The organism is Azospirillum oryzae, from assembly GCF_900177515.1.
Classification (GTDB): domain Bacteria; phylum Pseudomonadota; class Alphaproteobacteria; order Azospirillales; family Azospirillaceae; genus Azospirillum; species Azospirillum oryzae_A.
On sequence record NZ_FXAK01000005.1, the window covers coordinates 803,605 to 827,451 of the forward strand.

At 68.6% G+C, this 23,847-nt stretch carries 21 protein-coding genes; 20 read left to right on the forward strand and 1 reads right to left on the reverse strand.

Annotated features, from left to right (window positions below; translation table 11 throughout):
• The first annotated feature begins 31 nt into the window (after positions 1–31).
• The 20 genes from B9N97_RS11960 (at position 32) to leuD (ending at position 22,974) form a co-directional block, all read left to right on the forward strand.
• Positions 32–1,090, forward strand: coding sequence for an NADH:ubiquinone reductase (Na(+)-transporting) subunit F (locus B9N97_RS11960; RefSeq protein WP_085086544.1), 1,059 nt, complete (start codon positions 32–34; stop codon positions 1,088–1,090).
• A 32-nt stretch (positions 1,091–1,122) separates the two neighbouring features.
• Entirely contained in the window at positions 1,123–2,268 is a 1,146-nt protein-coding gene (locus tag B9N97_RS11965) for an aromatic/alkene monooxygenase hydroxylase subunit beta (RefSeq protein ID WP_085086546.1), read from the forward strand.
• Between the two features lie 34 nt (positions 2,269–2,302).
• Entirely contained in the window at positions 2,303–2,659 is a 357-nt protein-coding gene (locus B9N97_RS11970; RefSeq protein ID WP_085086548.1) for an MmoB/DmpM family protein, read from the forward strand.
• Between the two features lie 88 nt (positions 2,660–2,747).
• Complete coding sequence (locus B9N97_RS11975; RefSeq protein WP_085086550.1) at positions 2,748–4,385, forward strand: molecular chaperone GroEL; 1,638 nt, start codon at positions 2,748–2,750, stop codon at positions 4,383–4,385.
• A 223-nt stretch (positions 4,386–4,608) separates the two neighbouring features.
• Entirely contained in the window at positions 4,609–6,657 is a 2,049-nt protein-coding gene (locus tag B9N97_RS11980; RefSeq protein ID WP_085086552.1) for a sigma-54-dependent Fis family transcriptional regulator, read from the forward strand.
• 47 nt (positions 6,658–6,704) lie between these two features.
• Positions 6,705–7,076 carry a ribbon-helix-helix domain-containing protein gene (locus B9N97_RS11985; RefSeq protein ID WP_085086554.1) on the forward strand — a complete coding sequence of 124 codons (372 nt, stop codon included), beginning with the start codon at positions 6,705–6,707 and terminating at the stop codon, positions 7,074–7,076.
• Positions 7,077–7,210: 134 nt separating this feature from the next.
• Complete coding sequence (locus tag B9N97_RS11990) at positions 7,211–8,062, forward strand: GntR family transcriptional regulator (RefSeq protein ID WP_085086556.1); 852 nt, start codon at positions 7,211–7,213, stop codon at positions 8,060–8,062.
• Between the two features lie 5 nt (positions 8,063–8,067).
• Positions 8,068–9,312 carry an ABC transporter substrate-binding protein gene (locus B9N97_RS11995; RefSeq protein ID WP_085086558.1) on the forward strand — a complete coding sequence of 415 codons (1,245 nt, stop codon included), beginning with the start codon at positions 8,068–8,070 and terminating at the stop codon, positions 9,310–9,312.
• Positions 9,313–9,422: 110 nt separating this feature from the next.
• Positions 9,423–10,295 carry a branched-chain amino acid ABC transporter permease gene (locus B9N97_RS12000; RefSeq protein WP_085086560.1) on the forward strand — a complete coding sequence of 291 codons (873 nt, stop codon included), beginning with the start codon at positions 9,423–9,425 and terminating at the stop codon, positions 10,293–10,295.
• On the forward strand, positions 10,292–11,290 hold the full coding sequence (locus B9N97_RS12005; protein ID WP_085086562.1) for a branched-chain amino acid ABC transporter permease: 999 nt from the start codon (positions 10,292–10,294) through the stop codon (positions 11,288–11,290). Before B9N97_RS12000 ends, B9N97_RS12005 begins: the two co-directional genes overlap by 4 nt.
• Positions 11,277–12,023, forward strand: coding sequence for an ABC transporter ATP-binding protein (locus tag B9N97_RS12010; RefSeq protein ID WP_085086564.1), 747 nt, complete (start codon positions 11,277–11,279; stop codon positions 12,021–12,023). Before B9N97_RS12005 ends, B9N97_RS12010 begins: the two co-directional genes overlap by 14 nt.
• Positions 12,016–12,729 (forward strand): ABC transporter ATP-binding protein, encoded by a 714-nt coding sequence (locus B9N97_RS12015; protein ID WP_085086566.1) that lies wholly within the window; start codon positions 12,016–12,018, stop codon positions 12,727–12,729. Before B9N97_RS12010 ends, B9N97_RS12015 begins: the two co-directional genes overlap by 8 nt.
• A gap of 26 nt (positions 12,730–12,755) precedes the next feature.
• The gene (locus tag B9N97_RS12020) at positions 12,756–14,183 is read left to right on the forward strand and encodes an MmgE/PrpD family protein (protein ID WP_085086568.1); all 1,428 of its coding nucleotides are present in this window, start codon (positions 12,756–12,758) and stop codon (positions 14,181–14,183) included.
• A 1-nt stretch (position 14,184) separates the two neighbouring features.
• Positions 14,185–15,087 (forward strand): isocitrate lyase/PEP mutase family protein, encoded by a 903-nt coding sequence (locus tag B9N97_RS12025; RefSeq protein ID WP_085086570.1) that lies wholly within the window; start codon positions 14,185–14,187, stop codon positions 15,085–15,087.
• Positions 15,084–16,841: a hydantoinase B/oxoprolinase family protein gene (locus B9N97_RS12030; protein ID WP_085086572.1), complete on the forward strand. Its 1,758-nt coding sequence runs from the start codon at positions 15,084–15,086 to the stop codon at positions 16,839–16,841. Before B9N97_RS12025 ends, B9N97_RS12030 begins: the two co-directional genes overlap by 4 nt.
• Before the next feature lie 19 nt (positions 16,842–16,860).
• Entirely contained in the window at positions 16,861–18,945 is a 2,085-nt protein-coding gene (locus B9N97_RS12035; protein WP_085086777.1) for a hydantoinase/oxoprolinase family protein, read from the forward strand.
• A complete protein-coding gene (locus tag B9N97_RS12040) occupies positions 18,942–19,556 on the forward strand; it encodes a cysteine hydrolase family protein (RefSeq protein WP_085086574.1) in 615 nt (204 codons plus the stop codon). Before B9N97_RS12035 ends, B9N97_RS12040 begins: the two co-directional genes overlap by 4 nt.
• On the forward strand, positions 19,553–20,959 hold the full coding sequence (locus B9N97_RS12045) for an FAD-dependent oxidoreductase (protein WP_085086576.1): 1,407 nt from the start codon (positions 19,553–19,555) through the stop codon (positions 20,957–20,959). Before B9N97_RS12040 ends, B9N97_RS12045 begins: the two co-directional genes overlap by 4 nt.
• Complete coding sequence (leuC, locus tag B9N97_RS12050; RefSeq protein WP_085086578.1) at positions 20,956–22,362, forward strand: 3-isopropylmalate dehydratase large subunit; 1,407 nt, start codon at positions 20,956–20,958, stop codon at positions 22,360–22,362. The genes B9N97_RS12045 and leuC overlap by 4 nt, the downstream gene beginning before the upstream one ends.
• Entirely contained in the window at positions 22,363–22,974 is a 612-nt protein-coding gene (gene leuD, locus B9N97_RS12055; protein WP_085086580.1) for a 3-isopropylmalate dehydratase small subunit, read from the forward strand.
• Between the two features lie 11 nt (positions 22,975–22,985).
• On the opposite strand, the gene B9N97_RS12060 is transcribed toward leuD, so the two are convergent.
• Positions 22,986–23,846, reverse strand: coding sequence for a polyphosphate kinase 2 family protein (locus B9N97_RS12060; RefSeq protein WP_244560684.1), 861 nt, complete (start codon positions 23,844–23,846; stop codon positions 22,986–22,988).
• Position 23,847 lies beyond the last annotated feature (1 nt).

Sequence of the window (23,847 nt, forward strand, 5' to 3'; positions counted from 1 at the left end):
CTGCTGACATCACCGCGGAGATCGACAGACCATGACCGCACAAGCGCTGCACAACAGTCCGGCCGTCCACACGGTGCGGCTGGAGCCGGTCGGCATCGAAATGGAGGTTGCGGAGGGGGAAACCATCCTCGACGCGGCCTTCCGCCAGGGCGTCTCGCTGATGCATGGCTGCAAGGAGGGGCAATGCTCCGCCTGCAAATGCCTGCTGATCGACGGCGACGTGGAGATGCTGAAATACTCCACCTTCGCGCTCTCCGATCCGGAGCGCGACAGCAACCACATCCTGCTCTGCCGCTCGCTGGCCTACAGCGACGTGGCGGTGGAACTGCTGAATTACGATGAGGACCTTCTGTCCCGATCCATCCCGGTGAAGGACTTCAACGCGCGGCTGGCGGCGGTGGAGCCGCTGACCCACGACATCGTCGCCATCGCGCTGGACCTCGACCAGCCGATGAAGTTCTGGGCCGGCCAATATGCAGACATCACGCTGCCCGGCATCGGCCTCACCCGGTCCTTCTCCATGGGCAACCCGCCGGCCGACGGCAACCGGCTGGAGTTCATCATCAAGAAATACCCGGACGGCGCCTTCTCGCGCCAGCTGGACGGTGGCCTGTCGGTCGGCGACCGGGTGAGCGTCCGCGGCCCTTACGGCACCTGTTTCCGCCGCGAGGGGCGGGACGGGCCGATGATCCTGGTCGGCGGCGGATCGGGCATGGCGCCGCTGCTGTCGATCCTGCGCGATCAGGCCGCCAGCGGCGAGACCCGGCCGGTGCGCTTCTTCTACGGCGCCCGCAGCCGCAGGGACCTGTTCCACCTCGATCAGTTCGAGGAGTTCGCCCGCAGCCTGCCGGACTTCGCCTTCATCCCCGCCCTGTCGCATGCCGAGGATGGCGACGGCTGGACCGGCGAGACCGGCTTCATCCACGAGGTGCTGCGCCGGCACCTGTCCGAAATGGATGAGGTGGAGGAGGCGGACGTCTTCTCCTGCGGGCCGCCGCCGATGATCGACGCGGTGCTGCCGGTCCTGCAGATCGCCGGCGTCGATTCCGCGCGCGTCTATTTCGACAAATTCACCCCCGCCACCCGCTGAGCCGGGATTTTGCAAATACGGGAGGAAAGACGATGACCATGCAGGAAACCGATACCAAATCCGCCGCCGCCGGAGCCAAGGCTTTTCCCGGTTCCGACAGCCGCCGCTACAACTACTTCGAACCGAAGGGCCGCAAGGCAACCCATTACGAGGACGTGACGGTCGACGTCCAACCCGATCCGGAACGTTACCTGCTCCAGAACTGGATCATCTCCTTCGGCGACGGCACGCCGACCTATTCCAAGGACTGGACAGCGCTGAAATGCATGGACTGGCACGGCTTCCGCGCCCCCGACCAGGAATGGGAACGCACCCATTACCAGCGTCAGTCCACCATCGTCGGCATGATCCAGAATGTGGTGGAGAACGCGCGCCGCGCCGGTGCGCCCCAGCGCTTCGACAAGGCCTGGGTCGCCGTGCTGCAGAACCATGTCGGCGCCTTCAAGCATGCCGAATATGGGCTGGGCACCGCGCTGATGCGGGCGCAGCGCTACGGCTACACCCAGATGGTCAACAACGCCATCCTGACCAACGCCTCCTACAAGCTGCGCTTCGCCCAGGACCTGACGCTCTATCTGGCGGAGGTCGGCAGCGATATCGGAGGGTTCGATCTGGACGCCGGCAAGGCGCACTGGCTGGACGACCCGATCTGGCAGCCCTGTCGCGAGGCGGTGGAGCATATCCGCGCCGCCACCGACTTCCTGGAGCAGTATTTCGCCGTCAACCTCGTCTTCGAACCGCTGGTGGGCGAGCTGTTCCGCAGCGGCTTCGTCATGCAGGTCGCTGCGGCGCAGAATGACTTCTCCACCCCGTCGGTGATCTCGGCGGCGGAGGCCGATTATGAGCGCAACCTCGCCAACGCGGTGGAGCTGTTCGCCCTGCTGCTGCGCGACCCGGCCCATGGCGAAGACAACCGGACCATGCTGCAGAGCTGGTTCACCCATCACGGCGGACTGGCGGTGAAGGCGGCGTTGCAGTTGCAGCCGCTGTGGTCGCTGCCGCGGGTCAAGGCGGCGAGCTTTGCGGATGCCTTCGAGCGGGCACGCGACCGCGTCGCCGCCATCGGGCGCGAGATCGGCATCGACGCCGACCTGCCGGCCCTGCCGCCGGTCGAGGTCGGGCAGGTCGCAACTCCGGCTGCCACCGCGGCCGCAGTCACTGACGCTGCCGCCGAGTGATCCTTCCCGCATCTCCGCCAAGAGGACGAAAACCATGAGCGTCACCACCGTGCAGCAGCTTTTCAAGCCGCTGAAGGACATCACCCAGGACGGCACCATCTCCCACCAGTGCGGCGTGACGATGAACGACAGCGTCGAGGCGCGCTGCATCGCCGAGGTGATGGAAAGCAAGCCGGGCATCACCGTCACCTATCTGCCGGCGATGATCCGCATCGACGGCGAGGGCAAGATCGAGTTCAAGATGAGCGAGATCGGCGAGGCCCTCGGCCGCGAGATGACCCCGCACATCTTCGAGATCTCCACCTCCACCCACTATGGCCGCATGGTCATGATCGACGAGGACACCGTCGTCCTCTTCGGCAACATGGACGACGCGCTCGCCTACGAGTGACCTCGGGAAGGCGGGGTCCGCATCAGGTCCAGTGGGCTCCGCCTCTTTTTTCAAATCCGCAAAATCAAGAATGGGAGGGACAGACGCCATGCCGAAGATGATGCTGCACCGTGCCGAGGCGCGGGCCGCGCTTGCCCGTGGGGTGGGCAAGCTGGCGCTGGCGGTGCGCGGCACGCTGGGGCCGAAGGGGACGAACGCGATCATCGACCGCACCATCGGCACGCCGATGATCTCCCGCGACGGCGTCAGCATCGCCGCCGAGATCGAGCTGCCCTGCCGCTTCGAAAACATGGGCGCCCAGGTGGTGCGCGAGGTGTCGAAGCAGACCAACGACGTGGCCGGCGACGGCACCACCACCGCAACCGTGCTGGCCGACGCGCTGATCCAGGACGGCGTTTCCGTGCTCGCCGATGGCCATGGCTCGGTCGAACTGGTGGAGGGGATGGAGCGCGCCTGCGGCTTCGTCGTCGACCACCTCCGCGGCATGGCCCGGCCGCTGGAGCGCGATGGGCAACTGGAACAGGTGGCGACCGTCGCGGCGACCGACCCGGTGCTGGGCCGGCTGGTGGCGGATGCATTGCGCCGGGTGGGGCCGGAGGGCGTGATCGACATCGAATACGGCCAGCCGGGCGCGCCGACCGCGCTGCATGTGCTGGAGGGCATGGTGCTGGACCGTGGCTTCCTGTCCCATCACATGGCGACCGAGCCGACCGGCCAGACCGCGGTGCTGGAGCAGCCCCGCATCCTGATGACAGACCACAAGATCGCCGATCCGGAACCGATCCTGCGCCTGATCGACCGCCTTGGAGACAAGCGTCCTCTGCTGGTTGTCGCCGACAGTGTCGCGCCGGAGGTGGTGGCGGCGCTGATGGCGTTGCGCCGCGACGGCCGGGCCGCGGTGGTGGCGATCAATCCTCCGGAATTCGGCCATTGGCGTCAGGCGATGATGGAGGACATCGCGATCCTGACCGGCGGGCGCGTGATCGCCCGCGATCTCGGCGGACGCCTCGACGGCGTGACGGCGGAGGATCTCGGGGCCGCCGACCGCATCGAGGTGTCCGCCGGCCGCACCACCCTCCTGCGCGGCCATGGCGATCCGGACGCGCTGGCCGCCCGCCGCGCCCTGGTGCAGCGGCAGTGGGAGGAGGCGCCGCCCAACATCGAGCGGGACAAGCTGTCCCAGCGGCTGGCGAAGCTGACGCACGGCACCGCCCTGATCGAGGTCGGCGGCGCCACGCCAGTGGAGCAGAAGCGCACCGCCCAGCTTCTGGAGGATTCGCTCGCCGCCGCCCGCGCGGCGCTGGCGGACGGGGTGGTGCCGGGCGGCGGCACCGCGCTCGCCCGCATCGCCCCGCTGCTCGACCGGTTGGCCGCGGATGTGGGGGAAGGCGAGCGTGCAGGGGTAAAGCTGGTGCAGCGGGCGATGCTGCGGCCCGTGATCTGCATCGCGGAGAATGGCGGGTTGGACGGGGCCGGGGTAGCCGCCCGGATCGCCGGGCTTCCCGAAGGCTCCGGCTTCGACGCCCGCACCGGCCGTTTCGGTGACCTGTTCGCCGCCGGGATCATCGATCCGGTCAAGGTCACCACGCTGGCATTGCTGAACGCGGTGTCGGTCGCCAAGCTGATCCTGACCACCCATACCCTGGTCGCCGACATCCCCGACGACGTAGACCCCACCGCCGGTCCGGCCCGCGGCGGCGGGATGGAGCGATACGGACGCAGCTGACCCCGCCTTGCCGCGACCACCCGCTTCCACCTTCGGGGAAAAACACAGGAAAAAGGCCATAGAGTATTCCGCTACTACCGCTCCCGCTTCGGTCCGGCTTATAATTTTCTACACAAACAATCTTGGACGCGGAGCAAATCGGGGCAAGTCCCCGCACCCCCGTTCAAGGTCAATCGGCGCGACGGGAAAACCGCGAAAGACGCCGTGAAGCAGGGAGGGGACTGTGTTGGCCAACGAACAGATCGGTGTCGGCCGTCTGGCCGTTGCTTCGTCCGGTCCGGCGTTCCATGCGCTGGTGGACGGCGAAAAGGCGACGATGAAGGCGTGGGAGGATTTCGTCTCCGGGTCCCGGCGGGAGAATCTGCCGGTCCGCGACGTGGTCATCCGATCCTGGGCACGCTGCCAGAGCTTCCTGGTCGATGCGCGGGCGGATGCGGCCCCGGTGGTTGGCAGCGACCTTGTCGAGTCCCTGCGCCGTGACAACCGCGATCTGCTGCAGGCCGCCGCCACCACCCTGGCGGAGGCGGCGAACCTGCTGGCCGGAACGCGGACGGTGATGCTGATCACCGATGCCAACGGCGTGGTGCTGGAGGCCGCTGGCGACCGCGCGACGATGAACGCGGCCCGCGACATCAGCCTTGCCTGCGGCGGCCAGTGGGGCGAAACCTGCGCCGGCACCAACGGCATCGGCACGGCGCTCGCCTCCAAGCAGCCGGTGCTGGTCCAGTCGGCGGAGCATTACTGCGCCGGCATCAAGGGGTGGAGCTGCGCCGGCGCGCCGATCCATGACCCGGTCGACGGATCGGTCGTCGGGCTGCTCGACATCTCCGGCCTGAAACAGAGCTTCAGCGGGCAGGCGCTGGCGCTGGCGGTGGTCGCCGCCCGGCAGGTGGAATGGAACCTTGCCCGCCAGACGGAGGCCGAGCATGTGCGGCTTCTGGAGGCCTGCCTGGAGGACAGCCAGAAATACGCCGGCGAGGGGTTGATCGCGCTGGATGCGCGCGGGCGCCTTCTCTTCGCCAGCCGCAAGGCGGCGCATCTGCTGAAGGCGAGCCTTGGGTCGGATCTGCCGCCGCTGAGCCGGGGGACGAAGCTGCCCCTTGTCGGGTTGGAAGGCGGCGCCGGCGGCCGGATGCCGGTTCCGTCCGACTGGGTCCGTCCGCTGATGCTGGATGGCGAGCGGCGTGGAACGCTGCTGGTCATTCCCGGTTCGGCGTCGCCCCGTCCCTCAGCCGGGCGTCGGGCGGTACCGGACGAATCCGACCGCAGCCGCTGCCGCTTCGCCGACATCGTCGGGGCCAGCGACAGCCTGCGCATGGTGATCGGGCAGGGGGAGCGTCTGGCGCCGCTGCCGGTCCCCATCCTGATCGAAGGCGAGACCGGCGTCGGCAAGGAGCTGTTCGCGCGCGCCATCCACGGCCACAGCGCGGTGGCCGGCGGCCCCTTCGTGCCGTTCAATTGCGGCGCGGTGTCGCGTGAGATGCTGGGAAGCGAGCTGTTCGGCTATGTGCGCGGCGCCTTCACCGGTGCTGCGGCGGAGGGTAGGATCGGCCGGTTCGAACTGGCGGACGGCGGCACGCTGTGCCTGGACGAGATCGGCGAACTGCCGCTCGACCTTCAGCCCTATCTGCTGCGGGTGCTGGAGGAGGGGGTGCTGTACCGGATTGGCGACAATGTCCCGCGCCGGGTGTCGGTGCGGCTGCTCGCCATGACCAACCGGAACCTGCGGCAGGAGGTCGCCGCCGGCCGCTTCCGCCGCGATCTGTATCACCGCCTTGCCGTGACGGCCCTGCGGGTGCCGCCCTTGCGCGAGCGCCATGGCGACGTTCCGCGCCTGATCTCCCACTTCAACGGGGTTCTGGCGGAGCGGCATGGCCGCGCACCCGTTCGTTTCACCGCCGCGGCACTGGATCTGCTGCAGGGCCACGACTGGCCGGGCAATGTGCGGGAACTGCGCAATGTGGTGGAGCGCGCGATCCTGCTGTCCACCGGTGGAACCGTCGATGTCCACGATCTACCCGACGAGCTGCGCGACGCCTGCGGCTGCCTGGAGACCGGCGGGTGGCCGTCGCCCTATCCGGCGGTCGCGGGACCGGCTGGTCCGGTGCCTATGTCGCTCACGGTCACCGAGCAGCGAACGATCGAGGATGTGATCGCCGCCACCGGCGGGAACCTGTCGGATGCCGCGGCGGTCTTGGGGATTTCGCGCAGCACCCTGTATCGCAAGATGAGCCAGCACGGCATCCAGCGAAACGCGGTTCGTCGGGGATGAGCCGGCTTCGATAAGGAACAGGTCCATCGTTGGAGGAGGATCGGCGCATGTGCCAAATCTTTGTCAACACCGACCCGATCCTGTACGAGGCCCGGTCCCGTTCGGTCCGAATCCATGGCATGGTGACCAGCATCCGGCTGGAGAACCTGTTCTGGAACGTCCTGGCCGGCATCGCCGCCGAACAGGGAACCACCACCAACCGCCTGATCGTCACGCTCTATGACGAGGTAGTGGAGGTTCACGGTAGCGTCCAGAACCTCGCGTCCTTCCTGCGGGTCAGCTGCGTGCGCTATCTGACCCTGACGCCCGACGCCGCTGCGGATGACGTCGCCGGGGGAATGAAATCCGTCGCTGCCGCATCGGGCCGCGATGGTGCATCCGTCGTTGCCCTCCGTCCCGACCGCGCCCGTTCCCGCTGATAAGGCACGGGTGCGGGCCGCAACCGTTGGCGCTCCCAACATCGCTGTTGACCAAAGCTGTATTATTCATCATACAGGTTCCTGTCTGATGAATGAACAGACGACGGTTTCCGGTGAAGGGGAGGCGGAGTACTGTGAAGTCGGCGGTCGAACCCCTGAAGGCGCGCAGGATCTATCTGCTGCTGCGTGACCGCATCGTCGCCGGCGAACTGCCGCCGGGCGGGCGGCTGCCGGGCGAACCGGCGCTGGCGGCCGAACATGCGGTGTCGCGGGTCACCGTGCGCCGTGCGCTCGACCTTCTGGAAAAGGAAGGGCTGGTGCAGCGCAAGGCCGGCTCCGGCACCTTCGTCCACGACACGCGCGCCGTCCGTCCCATCGTCGCCGATCTGTCGAACGTCCTGTCGCATCTGATCGACATGGGCCGCAGCACCGATGTGAAGCTGCTGTCCTTCGGTTACGGTATTCCATCCGAATCCATTGCCGAGAGCCTGGGTCTGAAGCCCGGCGAGCGGGTCCAACGGTCGGTGCGCGTGCGCCTGATCGACGGAGAGCCGTTTTCCTACCTGACCACCCACGTGCCGGAATGGATCGGCCTGACCTATTCGGAGGCGGAACTGGCGGCGCGTCCGCTGCTGGAGTTGATCGAACGATCGGGCGTGACGACGGAGCGCGCCACCCAGGCGATCAACGCGACGCTTGCCGGTCCCGAAGCGGCGGCGGCGCTGGATCTGGAGATCGGATCGCCGCTGCTGACCCTGACCCGCATCGTCTACGAGCCGTCCGGCCGGGGCGTCGAGCATCTGCACGCGCTGTACCGGCCCGACCGCTACAGCTTTCACATGGATCTGGTGCGCACCGGCAACGACGGCGAACGGCGCTGGAGCCCCGCCCTGGGCTGGCCGCGAACCGACAAGAGCAAAACCGACAAAAGCAAACTGGGCGAAAAGCCCACCCGCAGCACGCGGGCAATCAAACAGAGGAGTTGAGCGTTATGGGACGTTCGGTTCAGGACTCCGCGATCTCCGGGATTTCCCGCCGCACGGTGCTGAAGGCCGGTGCGGCTGCCGCCGCCTTCGTCACCGTGCCGGTGGCCGCCCCGTCGATCCTACGGGCGCAGACCTCGGCGGTGAAGGTCGGCATCCTCCAGCCGGTGACCGGCGCGCTTGCCCATGACGGCGATCTGGGCCGGCTGGGCGCGGAAATCGCGATCAACGAGATCAACGCGGCCGGCGGCATCAAGTCGCTGGGCGGCGCCAAGCTGGAGATGGTGTTCGGCGACGCCCGTTCGATGCCCGAAGCCGGCACGCAGGAGGTGGAGCGCATGCAGGCCGACGGCGTCTGCGCCATCGTCGGCGGCTTCGCCAGCCCGATCTGCCTTGCGGCGTCGCAGGCGGCGGCGCGCTACGACCTGCCCTATCTGGTCGATGTCGGCGTGTCGGATCAAATCATGTCGCGCGGTCTGACCAACACCTTCCGCTTCAGCCCCGGCTTCGGCAAGGTCACGCAGGTGGCGCTCGACAACTTGTCCGCCATCAACGACAAGGCGGGCAAGCCGGCCAAGACCGTGGTGCTGGTGCATGAGGACGGGCTGTTCGGCTCCGGCCTCGCCAAGCTGCTTCAGGCGGAACTGCCCAAGCGCGGCTTCGAGATTCTGGAGACCATCGCCCATCCGACGCCGGCGCGCGACATGTCCAACGTGGCGCTGCGCATCCGCTCGCTGAACCCCGATCTGGTCATTCCGTCCAACTACTATGGCGAATTCGTGCTGCTCGCCCGCACCATGCAGCAGCAGCGCATCAAGCCGAAGGGTGTCTATGCGATCCTGGGCGGTGCGGCGTCGAACGGCCGCTTCGTCAAGGAATTCCCGCAGGCGGCCCAGAACGTCATCGACTGCAACCATTGGCACGATCCGAAGAACCCGAAGGCTCTCGCCCTGCGCAAGACGGTGGAAGGGCAGGGCAAGTCCTTCGCCTACAATGTCTCGCTGAACTATTCGAACGTGCTGTTGCTGGCTGACGCCATTGAGCGCGCAGGCTCCACCGACCGCAAGAAGATCATCGAGGCGCTGAACGCCTCCACCTTTGCCGGCCACATCATGCCCTATGGCCCGACGAAGTTCGTCAATGGCCAGAACGAGGGCGCCACCCCGATCAACACCCAGATCCAGGGTGAGGACATCAAGGTGATCTATCCGGAGGCATTCGCCGAGGCGAAGGCCAACTTCCCGGCGGCCTGATCGGTTTTTTCGCCGTCGCACCTCCGCATTCCCCCCACCCGTCCGCGGCGCCACACGCAGGCGCATCGCAGAGCGGGTGAGGGGACCATTCCCCTCATGCGCGGGCTGCCATGTATTCACCTCAGATCATCCTGGAAGCGTCGCTGAACGGTCTGATGACCGGCGCGGTCTATGCCCTGATCGCGCTTGGCCTGACGCTGATCTACGGCGTGCTCCACATCATCAACTTCGCCCATGGCGCGCTTTTGACCTGCGCGATGTTCGCGGTCTGGATCGCCTGGGCGGTGTTGGGGATGGACCCCTATCTTGCCATCCTGCCGCTGGTGCCGCTGATGTTCGCGCTCGGTTACGGCCTGCAGCGCTTCGTCATCGGGCCGGCCAGCCATGGCGACGACGGCAACATCCTGCTGGTCACGCTGGGCCTGTCCATCGTGCTGGAGAATGTGCTGCTGGCGCTGTTCCAGTCCGACACCCGCACGCTCGACACCGACTACTCCTTCCAGGTGGTGGCGCTGGGGCCGCTGCTGCTCAGCTACCCGCGCCTGATCGGGCTGGGGGTGGCGGTGGTGGTGACCGGTCTCTTGTGGCTGCTGCTGAACCGCACCGACACCGGCAAGGCGATCCGCGCCGTCGCCAAGGAGAAGCTGGGCGCCAATCTGGTCGGCATCGACGTGCCGCATGTCTATGCCGTCACCTTCGGGCTCGGCTGCGCCTGTCTTGCGGTGGCGGCGGGGCTGCTGATGCCGACCTTCTACGTCAACCCGCGCATCGGCGGTGCCTTCGTGCTGGTCGCCTTCACGGTGGTGGTGCTGGGCGGCATGGGATCGATCCCCGGCGCGCTGCTGGGCGGCCTGTTCATCGGCGTGGTGGAGAGCCTGTGCGGCCTGTTCCTGGGCGACAGCCTGGGCCAGATCGGCATCTTCCTGATCTTCATCGCCGTGCTGCTGGTGCGGCCGACCGGCCTGTTCGGAGCCAAGGCATGACCGCGCGCGACCTGATCCCGATCGCCGTCCTGACAATCCTGGCGGCCCTGCTGCCGCTGGTTGTGACCTCCAGCCCGGTGCTGAACTTCCTGGTCTTCATGCTGATCGTGGCGCTGGGTGCGCAGGGCTGGAACATCCTGGGCGGCTTCGGCGGCCAGTTCAGCTTTGGCCATGCCGCCTTCTTCGGCACCGGCGCCTATGCGACGGCGATCCTGCAACTGCACTATGGCGTCAACGCCTGGGCCGGTCTGGTGCTGGCGACGGTGGCCGGCGGTGTGGTCGGCTGGGTGATCGGCTTCCTCAGCTTCCGGTCGGGGCTGCGCGGCTCCTACTTCGCGCTGGTGACGCTGGCCTTCGCCGAGGTGTTCCGCATCCTCGCCAACGCCGCCTCCTTCACCGGCGGGGCTGCCGGCCTGCTGATCAAGCTCGACGTCCGCGCCGCCAATCTGCAATTCGACGACCGCGCCGTCTTCTATTGGCTGGTGCTGGCCTTCGTTGCCGCGGTGCTGCTGCTGACGCGCTGGATTCAGCGCTCGCGCTTCGGGGCGCAGCTGGTGGCGGTGCGCGAGAACGAGGATGCCGCCAAGGCGCTGGGCGTCGACTCCCTGAAGGTGAAGCTGCGCGCCATCGCCCTGTCGGGCGCGGTGACGGCGCTGTCCGGCTGCCTCTATGCCCAATACTTCCTCTACATCGACGCCAACATCGCCTATGGCAGCTGGATTTCGGTGGAGCTTCTGCTGGCCCCGATCATCGGCGGCGTCGGCACCGTCTTCGGCCCGGTGGTCGGGGCGCTGACCCTGCACGGGCTGGGCGAGATCGCCAAGCAGTTCGCCGGCCGCATTCCCGGCATCGACCTGATCGTCTTCGGCGGCGTGCTGGTGCTGGCCGTGGCGTTTGCCCGCGGCGGCATCCTGGGCCTGCTGGAGCGGTTGCGCGACCGTGGCCGCGGGATGGTCACGCGCGGCCCCAAGGAGGTTTCCCATGCTGGCCGTTGAGGGCGTTTCCAAGCGTTTCGGCGGGCTGATGGCGGTGGACAGCGCGACGCTGTCGCTACAGCCCGGCGGCATCATCGGGCTGATCGGTCCGAACGGCGCCGGCAAGACCACGCTGTTCTCGATGATCTCCGGCTTCATCGCCCCCACCGACGGACGCATCCGTTTCGAGGGCACCGACATCACCGCCGAGGAGCCGCACCGGCGGGCGGAGCGCGGCATCGGCCGCACCTTCCAGATCGTCCAGCCCTTCGCCGGGTTGACGGTGTGCGAGAACATCGCGGTCGGCGCCTATCTGCGCCATGCAAAGCGGGCCGACGCCATTGCCAAGGCGCGCGAGGTGGCGCGCCGGGTGGGCTTGGGCGCCGAGCTGGACCGGCCGGCTGGCGGGCTGACGGTGGCCGGGCGCAAGCGGCTGGAGCTGGCCCGCGCGCTCGCCACCGAACCCAAGCTGCTTTTGCTGGACGAGGTGCTCGCCGGCCTGAACCCGTCGGAGATCCGCGACATCATTCCGGTGATCCGGGGCATCCGCGACGAAGGGGTGACGATCCTGATGATCGAACACGTCATGCAGGCGGTGATGAACCTGTGCGAGCGCGTCTATGTGCTGGCCCAGGGCCGCATGATCGCCGAAGGTCCCCCCGCCGTCGTCTGCGCCGACACCCGCGTGATCGAGGCCTATCTCGGCCACGGCGCCGCCGCCCGACTGAAGGCGGAGGGGGCGGCCCATGGCTGAGCAGCTTCTGGAAATCCGCGGACTGAAGACCGGCTATGGCGCCACCGAGGTGCTGCGCGGCATCGACATGGCCGTTCATGCGGGCGAGATCGTCACGGTGCTGGGCTCCAACGGCGTCGGCAAGACGACGCTGAACAAGGTTCTGTCCGGCGTGCTGCCGCCCTGGACCGGCGAGATCCGGTTCGGCGGCACCCGCATCGACGGCAAGCCGGCCGCGCGCATCGTGGAGGAAGGGCTGATCCAGGTGCCGGAAGGCCGCAAGATCTTCCCAAACCTGTCGATCCGCGAGAATCTGGAACTCGGCAGCTACCGCCGCGGCAAGCCGAACCGGGCGCGGAACCTGGAGCGCATCTTCGCCACCTTCCCCCGCCTGAAGGAGCGTGAGGCGCAGTTCGCCGGCACCCTGTCCGGCGGCGAGCAGCAGATGCTGGCGATCGGCCGCGGCATGATGGCGGAACCGCGCCTGCTGATCCTCGACGAACCGTCGCTCGGCCTCTCGCCGCTGGTGGTGGAAGAGATGTTCGGGCTGATCCGCAAGCTGAATGCCGACGGGCTGGCGATCCTGCTGGTGGAGCAGAACGTCGTCCAGTCGCTGGAGGTCGCCCGCCGGGCCTACATCCTTGAGAACGGCGTCTTCGCGCTGTCGGGACCGTCCGACGAGATCGCGCGCGACCCTGAACTGAAACGCACCTATCTCGGCCTCTGATGGGCCGTCCGCCTGGGAGCGGTGACATGACAAGCCTGTCCTTCGACGTGAAGCCGGCGAGCGAACTGCTCGCCGCCGCCCGCCCGTCCTGGCTCGACCGCTGGGGCGCCTTCGCCGCCGGCCTGACCTTCGCCGACCTGCCGGCCCCGGTGGTGGAGCGGGCGAAGCTGGTGCTGCTCGACTGCATCGGCGTGATCGCCGCCGGCATGCAGGAACCGGAATGCCGGGCGCTGGCAGAGCGCATGGCCGAGACCGCCGGCGCCGGAGATTGCCCGGCCATCGGCGCGGGGCGCAGCTTCGCCGCCGGTTCGGCCGCCTTCCTGAACGGTGTCGCCGGCACCATGCTGGAACTGGACGAGGGCAACCAGTATGCCCGCGGCCATCCGGGCATCCATGTGCTGCCGGCGGCGCTGGCCGCGGGGCCGCGGCTGAAATCCTCCGGCGCCGGACTGCTGACGGCACTCGCGCTGGGCTATGAGATCGGCTCGCGCATCGGCATCGCCGCCAAGCTGCTGGTCACCACCCACCCGCACGGGACCTGGGGCACGGCGGGGGCGGCGCTGGCGGTGGCGCATCTGAACCGGGCCGACGCGGCGGCGATGATCGAGACGATCAACATCGCCTCCACCCTCGGCCTCGCCACCAGCCGGCGGACGATGCTGGAGGGCGGCACCGTGCGCAACGCCTATGCCGGCGTGTCGAACCAGCTTGGCCTGACCGCCTGGGATCTCGCGGCCAGCGGCTTTGTCGGCGAGACCGATGGCGTGGGCAGCGTGTTCGGCGGTGTCATCGCCCGCGATTTCCGCCCGGAGTTGATGATCGATGAGCTGGGCGAGCGCTGGGAGATCGCCCGCAACTATTTCAAGCGCCATGCCGCCTGCCGCTACACTCACGGCGCGCTGGATGCGCTGCGGGACATCGTGGCGCAGGCCGGCGGGCGGATCGCCCCGGACCAGGTCGCGGCCATCGAGGTCGACACCTATGTCTGGGCGGCCCAGCTGAATGGCGCTGAGCCCAAGAACATGCTGGCGGCGAAATTCTCGTTGCCCTTCGCGCTGGCGACCTTCCTTGCCAACGGGGCGGCAACGCCCGACGCCTTCCGTGACGAGGCCCGGCAGGCTGCGGCCACCCGCGATCTCGCCCGCCGGGTGACGGTGCGCGAGGACACGAACCTGACCGCCCGCCTTCCCGGCCTGCGCCCGGCCCGTGTCCGCCTGACCCTCGCCGACGGCCGCAGCTTCGCGGCGGAGGCGCTGACCAACAAGGGCGACACCGAGGACCCCTACAGCCCCGACGAGGTGCGGGCGAAGTTCGCCGAACTCGCCGGTCCGGTCTGGGGCGCGACCCACGCCGCCGCCATTGCCGACTGCGTCGAGACCATCGACCGCGCGGCCGATCTTTCAACCCTGACCCGGCTTCTGTCGGCGCCCGCCGCCGCCGGGGGGAGCGCCTGAGATGACCATGCCCGACCTCAGCTTCAAACAGCGGCTGTCCGAAAGCCGCGTCGTGCTGGCCCCCGGCGTCTATGACGCCTTCACCGCGTCAATGGCGACGGCGGCAGGGTTCGAGGCGCTGTATCTGTCCGGCGCCGCCATCGCCTATACCCGGCTCGGCCGGCCCGACATCGGGCTGGTGTCGGTCAGCGAGGTGGCGGACACCATCGCCCTGGTGCGTGACCGGGTGCCGACGCCGCTGATCGTCGATGCCGATACCGGATACGGCAACGCGCTGAACGTCCAGCGCACCGTGCGCATGTTCGAGCGGGCCGGCGCCACCGCGTTGCAGCTCGAGGACCAGAGCTTCCCCAAGCGCTGCGGCCACCTGACCGACAAGGCGGTGATCCCCGCGGGCGAGATGGCCGGCAAGATCAAGGCGGCGGTCGATGCCCGAACCAGCGAAGGCACCCTGATCATCGCCCGCACCGACGCGGTGGCGGTGGAGGGCGTCTCCGCGGCGCTGGACCGCGCCCGGCTCTATGTCGAGGCCGGGGCCGACGTGCTGTTCGTCGAGGCGCCGAAAAGCCGGGAGCAGCTGTCCGCCATCGCCACCGACCTGGGCGGCATTCGACCGTTGCTGGCGAACATGGTGGAGGGCGGGCAGACGCCGATCAGTTCCGCGTCCGAGCTGGGTGAGCTGGGCTACCGGCTGGTGATCTTCCCCGGCGGCATCGTGCGAGCGCTCGCTCGTCAAGCGCAGGACTATTACGGCTCGCTGGCGCAGCACGGCACCACCCAGCCCTTCCGCGACCGCATGTTCGACTTCAACGCGCTGAACGAGCTGATCGGCACGCCGGAGATGCTAGCGCTCGGCGAAACCTATAAGGACTTTGGCCCCGCCAAGCGGGAGGACGCAGCATGACCACCAACTATACTGCCAGAACCACCGCAATCGACCCCGTCACGCTGGCCGTCCTGAAGGGCCGGCTGGAGCAGATCGCCGACGAGATGGACGCGACGCTCTACCGCTCCGCCTTCAACCCGATCATCGCCGAGGCGCGCGACGCCTGCCACGGCCTCTACCATGCCGAAACCGGCGCCACGCTGGTGCAGGGCACCAACGGCCTGCCGATCTTCGTCGGCGCCATGGCCTTCGCGGTCAAGGCGGTGATCGACAAGGTGGCTCGGGAAGGCGATCTGCATCCCGACGACATCTTCCTGTTCAACGACCCCTATGACGGCGGCACCCACCTGAACGACTTCCGTCTGGTGCGGCCGATCTTCCGTGATGGCCGGCTGTTCTGCTGGATGGCGTCGGTCGGCCATTGGCTCGACATCGGCGGCAATGTGCCGGGCAACTTCAACGCCCGCGCCACCGACAGCTTCCAGGAGGGCGTGCGCATCCCGCCGGTGAAGCTGGTGAAGGCGGGCGTGATGAACCATGACCTGCTGGCGATCCTCGCCGCCAATTCCCGCGTGCCGGTGTCGAACTACGGCGATTTGAACGGGCAGCTGAACGCGCTGGATCTGGGCGTGCGCCGCCTGACCGAACTGCTGGACGAGCATGGTGAAGAGACGGTCGCCGCCGCCTTCGACGCCTTCACCGCGCGGGCCGACGCGCTGATGCGCAGCGCCATCGGCAAACTGCCGGATGGCGTCTACAGCTTCGAGGATTACCTCGACAATGACGGCATCACGGCGGACCGGCTGCTGATCGCGTTGGACCTGACGATTGCCGGCGACCGGATGACGCTGGACTTCTCGCGGTCCTCCGCCCCCTGCGCCGGGCCGCTGAACATCGCCTATTCGACGGCGGTCGCCTGCTGCTACGTCGCGCTGAAGCATGTCTTCACCGACGTGCCGGCCAATGCCGGCTGCCTCAACCCGATCACCTTCGTCATCCCGGAAAGCACGCTGCTGGCGGTGAAGCCGCCGAAACCCGTGGGCGGCTATACCGAGACCATCCTGCGCGTCATCGGCGTGGTGTTCGGCGCGCTGGCGCTCGCCGATCCGGCCCGCGCCACCGCCGCGCCCTTCGGCACCATCAACGCGCTGTCGCTGGCCGGCCACCGCAAGGACGGCTCGCGCTGGGTGATGTTCTCCTTCTTCGGCGGCGGCCTGGGCGGCAATCCGGAGACGGACGGGCTGAACCACGCCAACAACCCGATCTCCACCGCCACCATCCCGCCGGTGGAGATCCTCGAAGCCGCCTATCCGGTGATGTTCACCCAATGGGCTTTGCGCCCGGACTCCGCCGGGGCCGGCCTGCATCGCGGCGGCATCGGGGCGATCTATGAGATCGAGGCGCTGACCGACGCCGACGTCTTCCTGCTGGGCGAACGCGGTGTCTTCGCGCCCTTCGGCGTCGCCGGCGGCACCCCTGCGGCGCTGAACCGCTTCACCTGGCAGAGCGACGAGGGCGAGAAGTCGCCGCCGCTCGCCTCCAAGGTCACCGACGTGAAGATCCGCGATGGCCAGCGCGTGCGGCTGGAGACGCCGGGCGGCGGCGGCTGGGGCGATCCGAAGCGGCGCGATGCGGAGGCTGTCGCCCGCGACGTGCGGCTCGGTTATCTCGGCCGCGATGCGGCGCGTAACGCCTATGGTGTGGCGTTGACCGATGACGGCGCGCTCGACCTCGCCGCCACCGCCGCCTTGCGCGAATCCTCCGCCGCCTGACGACACCGGGATCAAGACCATGAGCAACGGCATTTCCAAGGGTGCGGCAAAAGGCGCCATCGTCGGCGTCGATGTCGGCGGCACCTTCACCGACCTGTTCCACTACGACGAGGCGCGCGGCAGCTTCCGCACCGCCAAGGTGCCCTCCAACCGCGGCGATGAGGCGGTCGGCTTCCTCGCCGGGCTGCAGAGCTTTGGTCCGGTCGCCGACCTCGGCTCCATCGTCCACGGCACCACCGTCGGCACCAACGCGCTGCTGGAGCGCAAGGGCGCCAAGGTCGGCCTCATCACCACCGCCGGCTTCCGCGACGTGCTGGAGATGCGCCGCCGCGACCGCCGCCAAACCTGGGGCCTGTGGGGCGACTTCGTCCCCGTCGTCGACCGCGACATGCGGCTGGAGGTGGCGGAGCGCACGCTGGCCGACGGCACCATCCGCACCGAAATCGACCCGGAGGAGGTCCGCGCCGCCGCCCGTAAGCTGGCCGAGCAGGGTGCGGAGGCGCTCGCCATCGTCTTCATCAACGCCTACGCCAACCCGGCCAACGAACTGGCGGCGCTGGAGGCGGCGCGCGAGGTCTGGCCGAACGCCAACCTTGAATGCTCGTCCCGCATCCTGCCGGAAATCCGCGAGTTCGAACGCACCTCCACCACCGCGCTGAACGCCTATCTCCAGCCGGTGGTCGGCAGCTATCTCGCCAAGCTCGACAATGCGCTGGCGGGGGAGGGGTTCGGCGGACGCTTCCACATCGTGCAGTCCAACGGCGGCGTGATGTCCACCGACACCGCGCGGCGGCTGCCGGTGCGCACCGCCCTGTCGGGGCCGGCAGCCGGCGTCATCGCCGCGGCGGCGATCTCCAAGGCGGCGGGCTTCCCCAACGTCATCACCGGGGACCTCGGCGGCACCAGCTTCGACGTGTCGCTGGTGGTGGAGGGGCAGACCATGCTGGCCGCCCAGACCACCATCGATTTCGGTCTGGTCGTCCGCACCCCGATGATCGAGATCATCACCATCGGCGCCGGCGGCGGTTCCATCGCCGGGGTCGATCCCGGCGGCATGCTGCAGGTCGGGCCGGAGAGCGCCGGCTCGCGGCCGGGTCCGGTCTGCTACGGCCAGGGCAACACCCGCCCGACCCTGACCGACGCCAACGTGCTTCTCGGCCGCATCAATGCCGAGCGTCCCATCGGCGGCAAGCTGGCGCGGCTGGACGTCGATTCCGCCCGCACCGCCATCGCCACCCATGTCGCCGAGCCGCTCGGCCTCGACGTCATGGCGGCGGCGGAGGCGGTGGTGCGCATCGCCAACAGCAAGATGGCAGGCGCCATCCGGCTCGTCTCCATCGAGCGCGGCCATGACCCGGCCAAATTCGCCGCGGTGCCCTTCGGCGGCGGCGGGGCGCTGCATGTCGGCGCGCTGATCAAGGAGGTCGGCCTGAAGGCGGCGCTGGTGCCGCGCTTCCCCGGCGTGACCTCCGCGCTCGGCTGCGTCATCGCCGACATCCGTCACGATCAGGTGCAGACGGTCAACCTGCCGCTGGCGGGGATCGACGCCGGATCGCTCGATCGCCGCATGGTCGAGGAGGCCATGGCCGCCCGCGCCGTGGTGGAGTCCGCCGGGCTCAGCGTCGAGCGCATCGACCTCGTCTTCGAACTCGACATGCACTATATCGGCCAGACCCACACGGTCGCCGTGCCGCTGCCGGTGTCGGTCGAGAACGGCACGACCGGGATCGACGAGGCGACCATCCGCGCCGCCTTCGAACGCGCCTATCAGGCGTCCTTCAGCCGCTTGCTGCCGGGCGTGGGCGCCAAGATCGTCAATCTGCGCACCGCCGCCATCGGCCGCCGTCCGCATTTCGACCTCTCCGCGCTCGCTCCGGCGGCCGGGACGACGGTGGAAGGCGCCTATGCCGGATCGCGTCCGGTGTGGTTCGACGGGGCCTGGCACGAGACCGCCGTCTACAACCGGCTGGACCTGCCGGTCGGCGCCGTCATTCAGGGGCCGGCTATCCTGGAGCAGCCGGACGCCACCACCGTGATCGACCCCGACCTCAGCGCCCGCGTAGACGGGTTCGGCAACGTCATCGTGGAAAGGAGCGCTCGATGAGCGGCACCGCCATTCCTGTCGAACGGACCGCCCTGCTCGTCTGCGACCTGCAGAACGACTTCATCCACCCGGACGGCGCCTATGGCCGCGCCGGACAGACGGCGCCGGAGATCCTGGCCCTGCCGGAGCGGGTGAAGCCGCTGGCCGATCTGCTTCGCTCGCGCGGCGGCTGGGTGATCTCCACCAACTTCACCCTGGTGCCCGGCCGCGGCGGCGAGCCGATGATCTCGCCCCACCTGAAATCGCTGCGCCCCTTCCTGGCCAAGGGCGATTTCCAGCCCGGAAGCTGGGGGCACCGGACGGTGGACGCGCTCCAGCCGGTCGATGTGGAGGTGGAGAAGGTCGCCTATTCCGCCTTCTACATGTCGCGGCTGGAATGGGTGCTGCGGAAATGTGGGGTTGAGCGGCTGCTGGTCTGCGGCATCGTCACCAACGGCGGTGTCGCCTCGACCGTGCGCGACGCCCATGTCCGCGAGTTCGACGCCGTCCTGCTGGAGGACGGCTGCGCCGCCTTCAGCCGCGAGGTGCATGAGGTCTCCGTCGCCGCGCTGCGCCCGGTCTGCCGCGTGGCGAGCGTCGCCACCATGCTGGAGGAGGTGGCAAACCAATGAGCCGCATCCTGTCCGCCGATGGCGTGGAGTTCGAGTTCACTGTTCCCGTCGTCGTGATCGGCGGCGGGGCGGCCGGCATGGTCGCGGCGCTGGCCGCCCATGAGCAGGGCGCCGGCGTTCTGGTGCTGGAGCGTGACGCGCTGCCCCAGGGTTCCACCGCCCTGTCGGCCGGGCTGATCCCGGCGCCGGGTACCCGTTGGCAGCGCGATGCCGGAATCGAGGACAGTCCGGAGCGCTTCGCCGCCGACATCATCGCCAAGGCGAAGGGCGAACCGGACCCGGCGGAGGTCGCTCGCGTCGCCCAGGCGGTCGGTCCGGCGTTGGAATGGCTGGCCGACCGCTATGGGCTGCCTTTCTCGGTGGTGGACAATTTCAGCTATCCGGGACACAGCGCGCGGCGCATGCACGGGCTGCCCAGCCGCTCGGGCGCGGAACTGATCGACCGGCTGCGCGGCGCCGTCGAGGCCGCGGGCATCGACGTGCTGTGCGAGGCGCATGTCACGACGCTGTATGCCGATGGCCCTGCCGTGCGCGGTGTGGAAATCACTCGCCCGGACGGCAGCGTCGAGCGGGTTGGCTGCGGAGCGCTGGTTCTCGCCTGCAACGGCTATGGCGGCAACAAGGCGCTGGTCGAGCGGCATGTGCCGGAACTGGCCGACGCGCTCTATTTCGGGCATCCCGGCAACCATGGCGACGCGCTGCTGTGGGGCGAGGCTCTGGGCGCCGCCACCCGGCACCTGTCGGGGCACCAGGGCCATGGCTCCGTTGCGCATCCCGCCGGCATCCTCGTCACCTGGGCAACCATCACCGAGGGCGGCGTGCAGGTGAATGCCGAGGGCCGGCGTTTCTCCAACGAAGCGCAGGGCTATTCGGAACAGGCCGCCATCGTGCTGCGCCAGCCGGACGGCATCGCCTGGACCGTGTTCGACGAGCGCATCGCCGGCATCGCCCGCCAGTTCGAGGATTTCCGGCACGCCGAAGCGATGGGCGCGGTGCTGACCGCCGAAACCCCCGCCGAACTCGCCCGGCAGATGAAGATCGACGCGGGCGCCCTGACCGCTACGTTGGCCGAGATCGACCGACTGAAGGCGGCGGGCGGAATCGACGGCTTCGGCCGCAGCTTCGCCGGTTCGGCCCCGCTGGTGCCGCCCTACCGGGCCGTCCGCGTCACCGGCGCACTGTTTCACACCCAGGGCGGGCTGGTCGTCGATGACGATGCGCGCGTTCTGGATGCCCGGGGCGAGCCGCTGCCCAACCTCTATGCCGCCGGCGGTGCCGCTTGCGGTGTCTCTGGATCGAAGGCGTCCGGCTATCTGTCCGGCAACGGCCTGCTGACCGCGGTGGCGCTGGGACGCATCGCCGGGACGGCCGCGGCCGATGCCGTCAAGGAGAAAACCCAATGACGCAACAGCCACGCAGCCTGTTCGAGAAGGTCTGGGACGCCCATGTCGTGGCGACCCGGCCCGACGGTCAGGCCCTGCTCGCCATCGACCGGCATTTCCTGCATGAGGGCTCCTTCCACGCCTTCGGCATGATCGACCATGCCGGCCGCAAGGTGCGCCGGCCGGAACTGACCTTCGCCGTCGCCGACCATTACGTGCCGTCGCACAGCCGGGCAAAGCCGATCGCCGATCCCGAGATCGCCAACATGGTGACGATGCTGGAGGCGAACGCCGGCCGCCACGGCTTGCGCCATTTCGGGCTGCACGACCCGGCACAGGGCATCGTCCATGTGCTGGCGCCGGAACAGGGCCTGACGCTGCCCGGCCTGACCATCGTCTGCGGCGACAGCCACACCTCCACCCATGGCGCCTTCGGCGCACTTGCCTTCGGCATCGGCGCCACCGAGGTGTCGCATGTGCTGGCGACCCAGACCCTGTGGCAGCGCCGTCCCAAGACCATGCGGGTCACCGTGGACGGCGTGCTCGGGCCGCATGTGACGGCCAAGGACCTGATCCTGGCGGTGATCGCCGCCATCGGCGCCGACGGGGCCGCCGGCCATGTCGTCGAATATGCCGGCAGCGCCATCCGTGGCCTGTCGATGGAAGGCCGGCTGACCGTCTGCAACATGTCGATTGAGGCCGGTGCCCGCGCCGGCATGATCGCGCCCGACGACACCACCTTTTCCTGGATCGAGGGGCGGCACTTCGCCCCCGAAGGCGCGCTGTTCGACCGGGCGGTGGAGCATTGGCGGACCCTGCCCAGCGATGACGGTGCCGTCTTCGACCGCGAGGTGACGCTGGATGCCGCCACCATCGCGCCGGCCGTAACCTGGGGCACCAGTCCGGAAACCGCGGTTCCGGTGACTGCGGCGGTCCCCGATCCGGGCGCCGAGGCCGATCCGGTGCGCGCCGGGCAGATGCGAAAGATGCTGGATTACATGGGTCTCGCCCCCGGCATGGCGCTGGAGGACGTATCCATCGACCGCGTCTTCATCGGCTCCTGCACCAACGCCCGGCTGGAGGATCTGCGCGCCGCCGCCGCCGTGCTGCGCGGGCGTCGTGCCGTGGTGCCCGGACTGGTGGTTCCGGGGTCGGTCCCGGTGCGCCGGCAGGCGGAAGCGGAGGGGCTGGACCGCGTCTTCATCGACGCCGGGCTGGAATGGGGGGAGCCAGGCTGTTCGATGTGCGTGGGCATCAACGGCGACCTCGTTCCGGCGGGGGAGCGCTGCGCCTCCACCACCAACCGCAACTTCCCCGGCCGCCAGGGGCCGAACGCCCGCACGCATCTGATGAGCCCGGCGATGGCCGCCGCCGCCGCCGCGACCGGTCGCCTCACCGATGTCCGCAAGTTGGGAGCCTCATAAATGGACCCCTTTGTTACGCTGACTGCGCCGGCGGTGCCGCTCGACATCGCCAACATCGACACCGACCAGCTTCTGCCCGCCCGCTTCCTGAAGAAGCCACGCAGCGCCGGTTACGGCAACTTCCTGTTCCATGACGAGCGCAAGCCCGGCTTCCCGCTGGACGAACCCGCCTATTCCGGGGCTCGCGTCCTGGTGAGCGACCGCAACTTCGGCTGCGGATCGTCGCGGGAGGGGGCGGTCTATGCGCTGGTGGACGGCGGCTTCCGCTGCGTCGTCGCCCCCAGCTTCGGCGACATCTTCGCCGCCAATGCCGCCAAAAACGGTTTGCTGACCGTCACCCTGCCGGAGGACGCGGTGGCCGCCCTGCGCCGGCAATTGCAGGAAGCGCCGGGTGCCACCGTCACCGTGGATTTGCCGGCCCAGACGCTTACCGGCCCCGACGGACGGCCGCTGCCCTTCGCCATTGACCCCTTCAAGAAGGAGTGTCTGATCGAAGGGCTCGACGACGTCGCGCTGACCCTGCGCCACCAGGACGCCATCGACCTCTTCGACCAGCGCGACGCCGAGCGGCGGCCGTGGGTGGTGCCAGGGGTGGTACCGGGCGTAGCCTGACCGGCGGCGCCTTACCCGTTGCCGCTGCGCTCCTCGTCGGAAACGCCCGAATCCGACAGGTCGGAATCGATGCCCAGCACCTCCGCGGCGATGCGGGCGACATTGCCGTTGATGGGGGGCGGGGCGATGTTCACGCCGTCCTTCAATGCGGCGGTGACGATCTCCAGCACCTTGAGGCGGGCGAACCATTTGGAATTCGCCTCCACCGCGTGCCACGGCGCCTGGGGGGTGGAGGTGCGGTCGAACATCGCCTCCGCCGCCTTGACGTAGTCGTCCCATCGGGCGCGGTTGCGCAGATCCTCCTCCGTCAGCTTCCAGCGCTTGTAGGGGTTCTTCATCCGCTCGCGGAAGCGCTCCAGCTGTTCTTCCGGGGTGATGTGCAGGAACAGCTTGACGATGCGGACGCCGTCGTCGGTCAGCAGACGTTCGAACTCGTTGATCTCGTCATAGGCCCGCTTCCACTGCTCCTTGCTGGCGAACTTCTCCACCCGCTCCACCATGACGCGGCCGTACCATGACCGGTCGAAGATGGCGAAGGTGCCGGCCGCCGGCAGCTTGGTCCAGAAGCGGTACAGGTAATGCTTTCCCTGTTCCTCCGCCGTGGGGGCGGAGATCGGCCAGACATGGAAGCCGCGGGGGTCGAGCGGCTCGGTCATGCGACGAATGGCCCCGCCCTTGCCGGCGGCGTCCCAGCCTTCGAACACCACGATGGCGCGGCGCTTCTCGTGCCAATAGGTCTGCTGGATGTGCAGCAGTTCCTTCTGCAGTTTGCCGAGTCGGCGGTCGTACTCCTCCGCCGTGTCGATCCGCACCTTCTTCTGGTCCAGTTTACCGAGGCGGATTTTCGAGGCCTTGCCGGGCTTCTCGGCCATT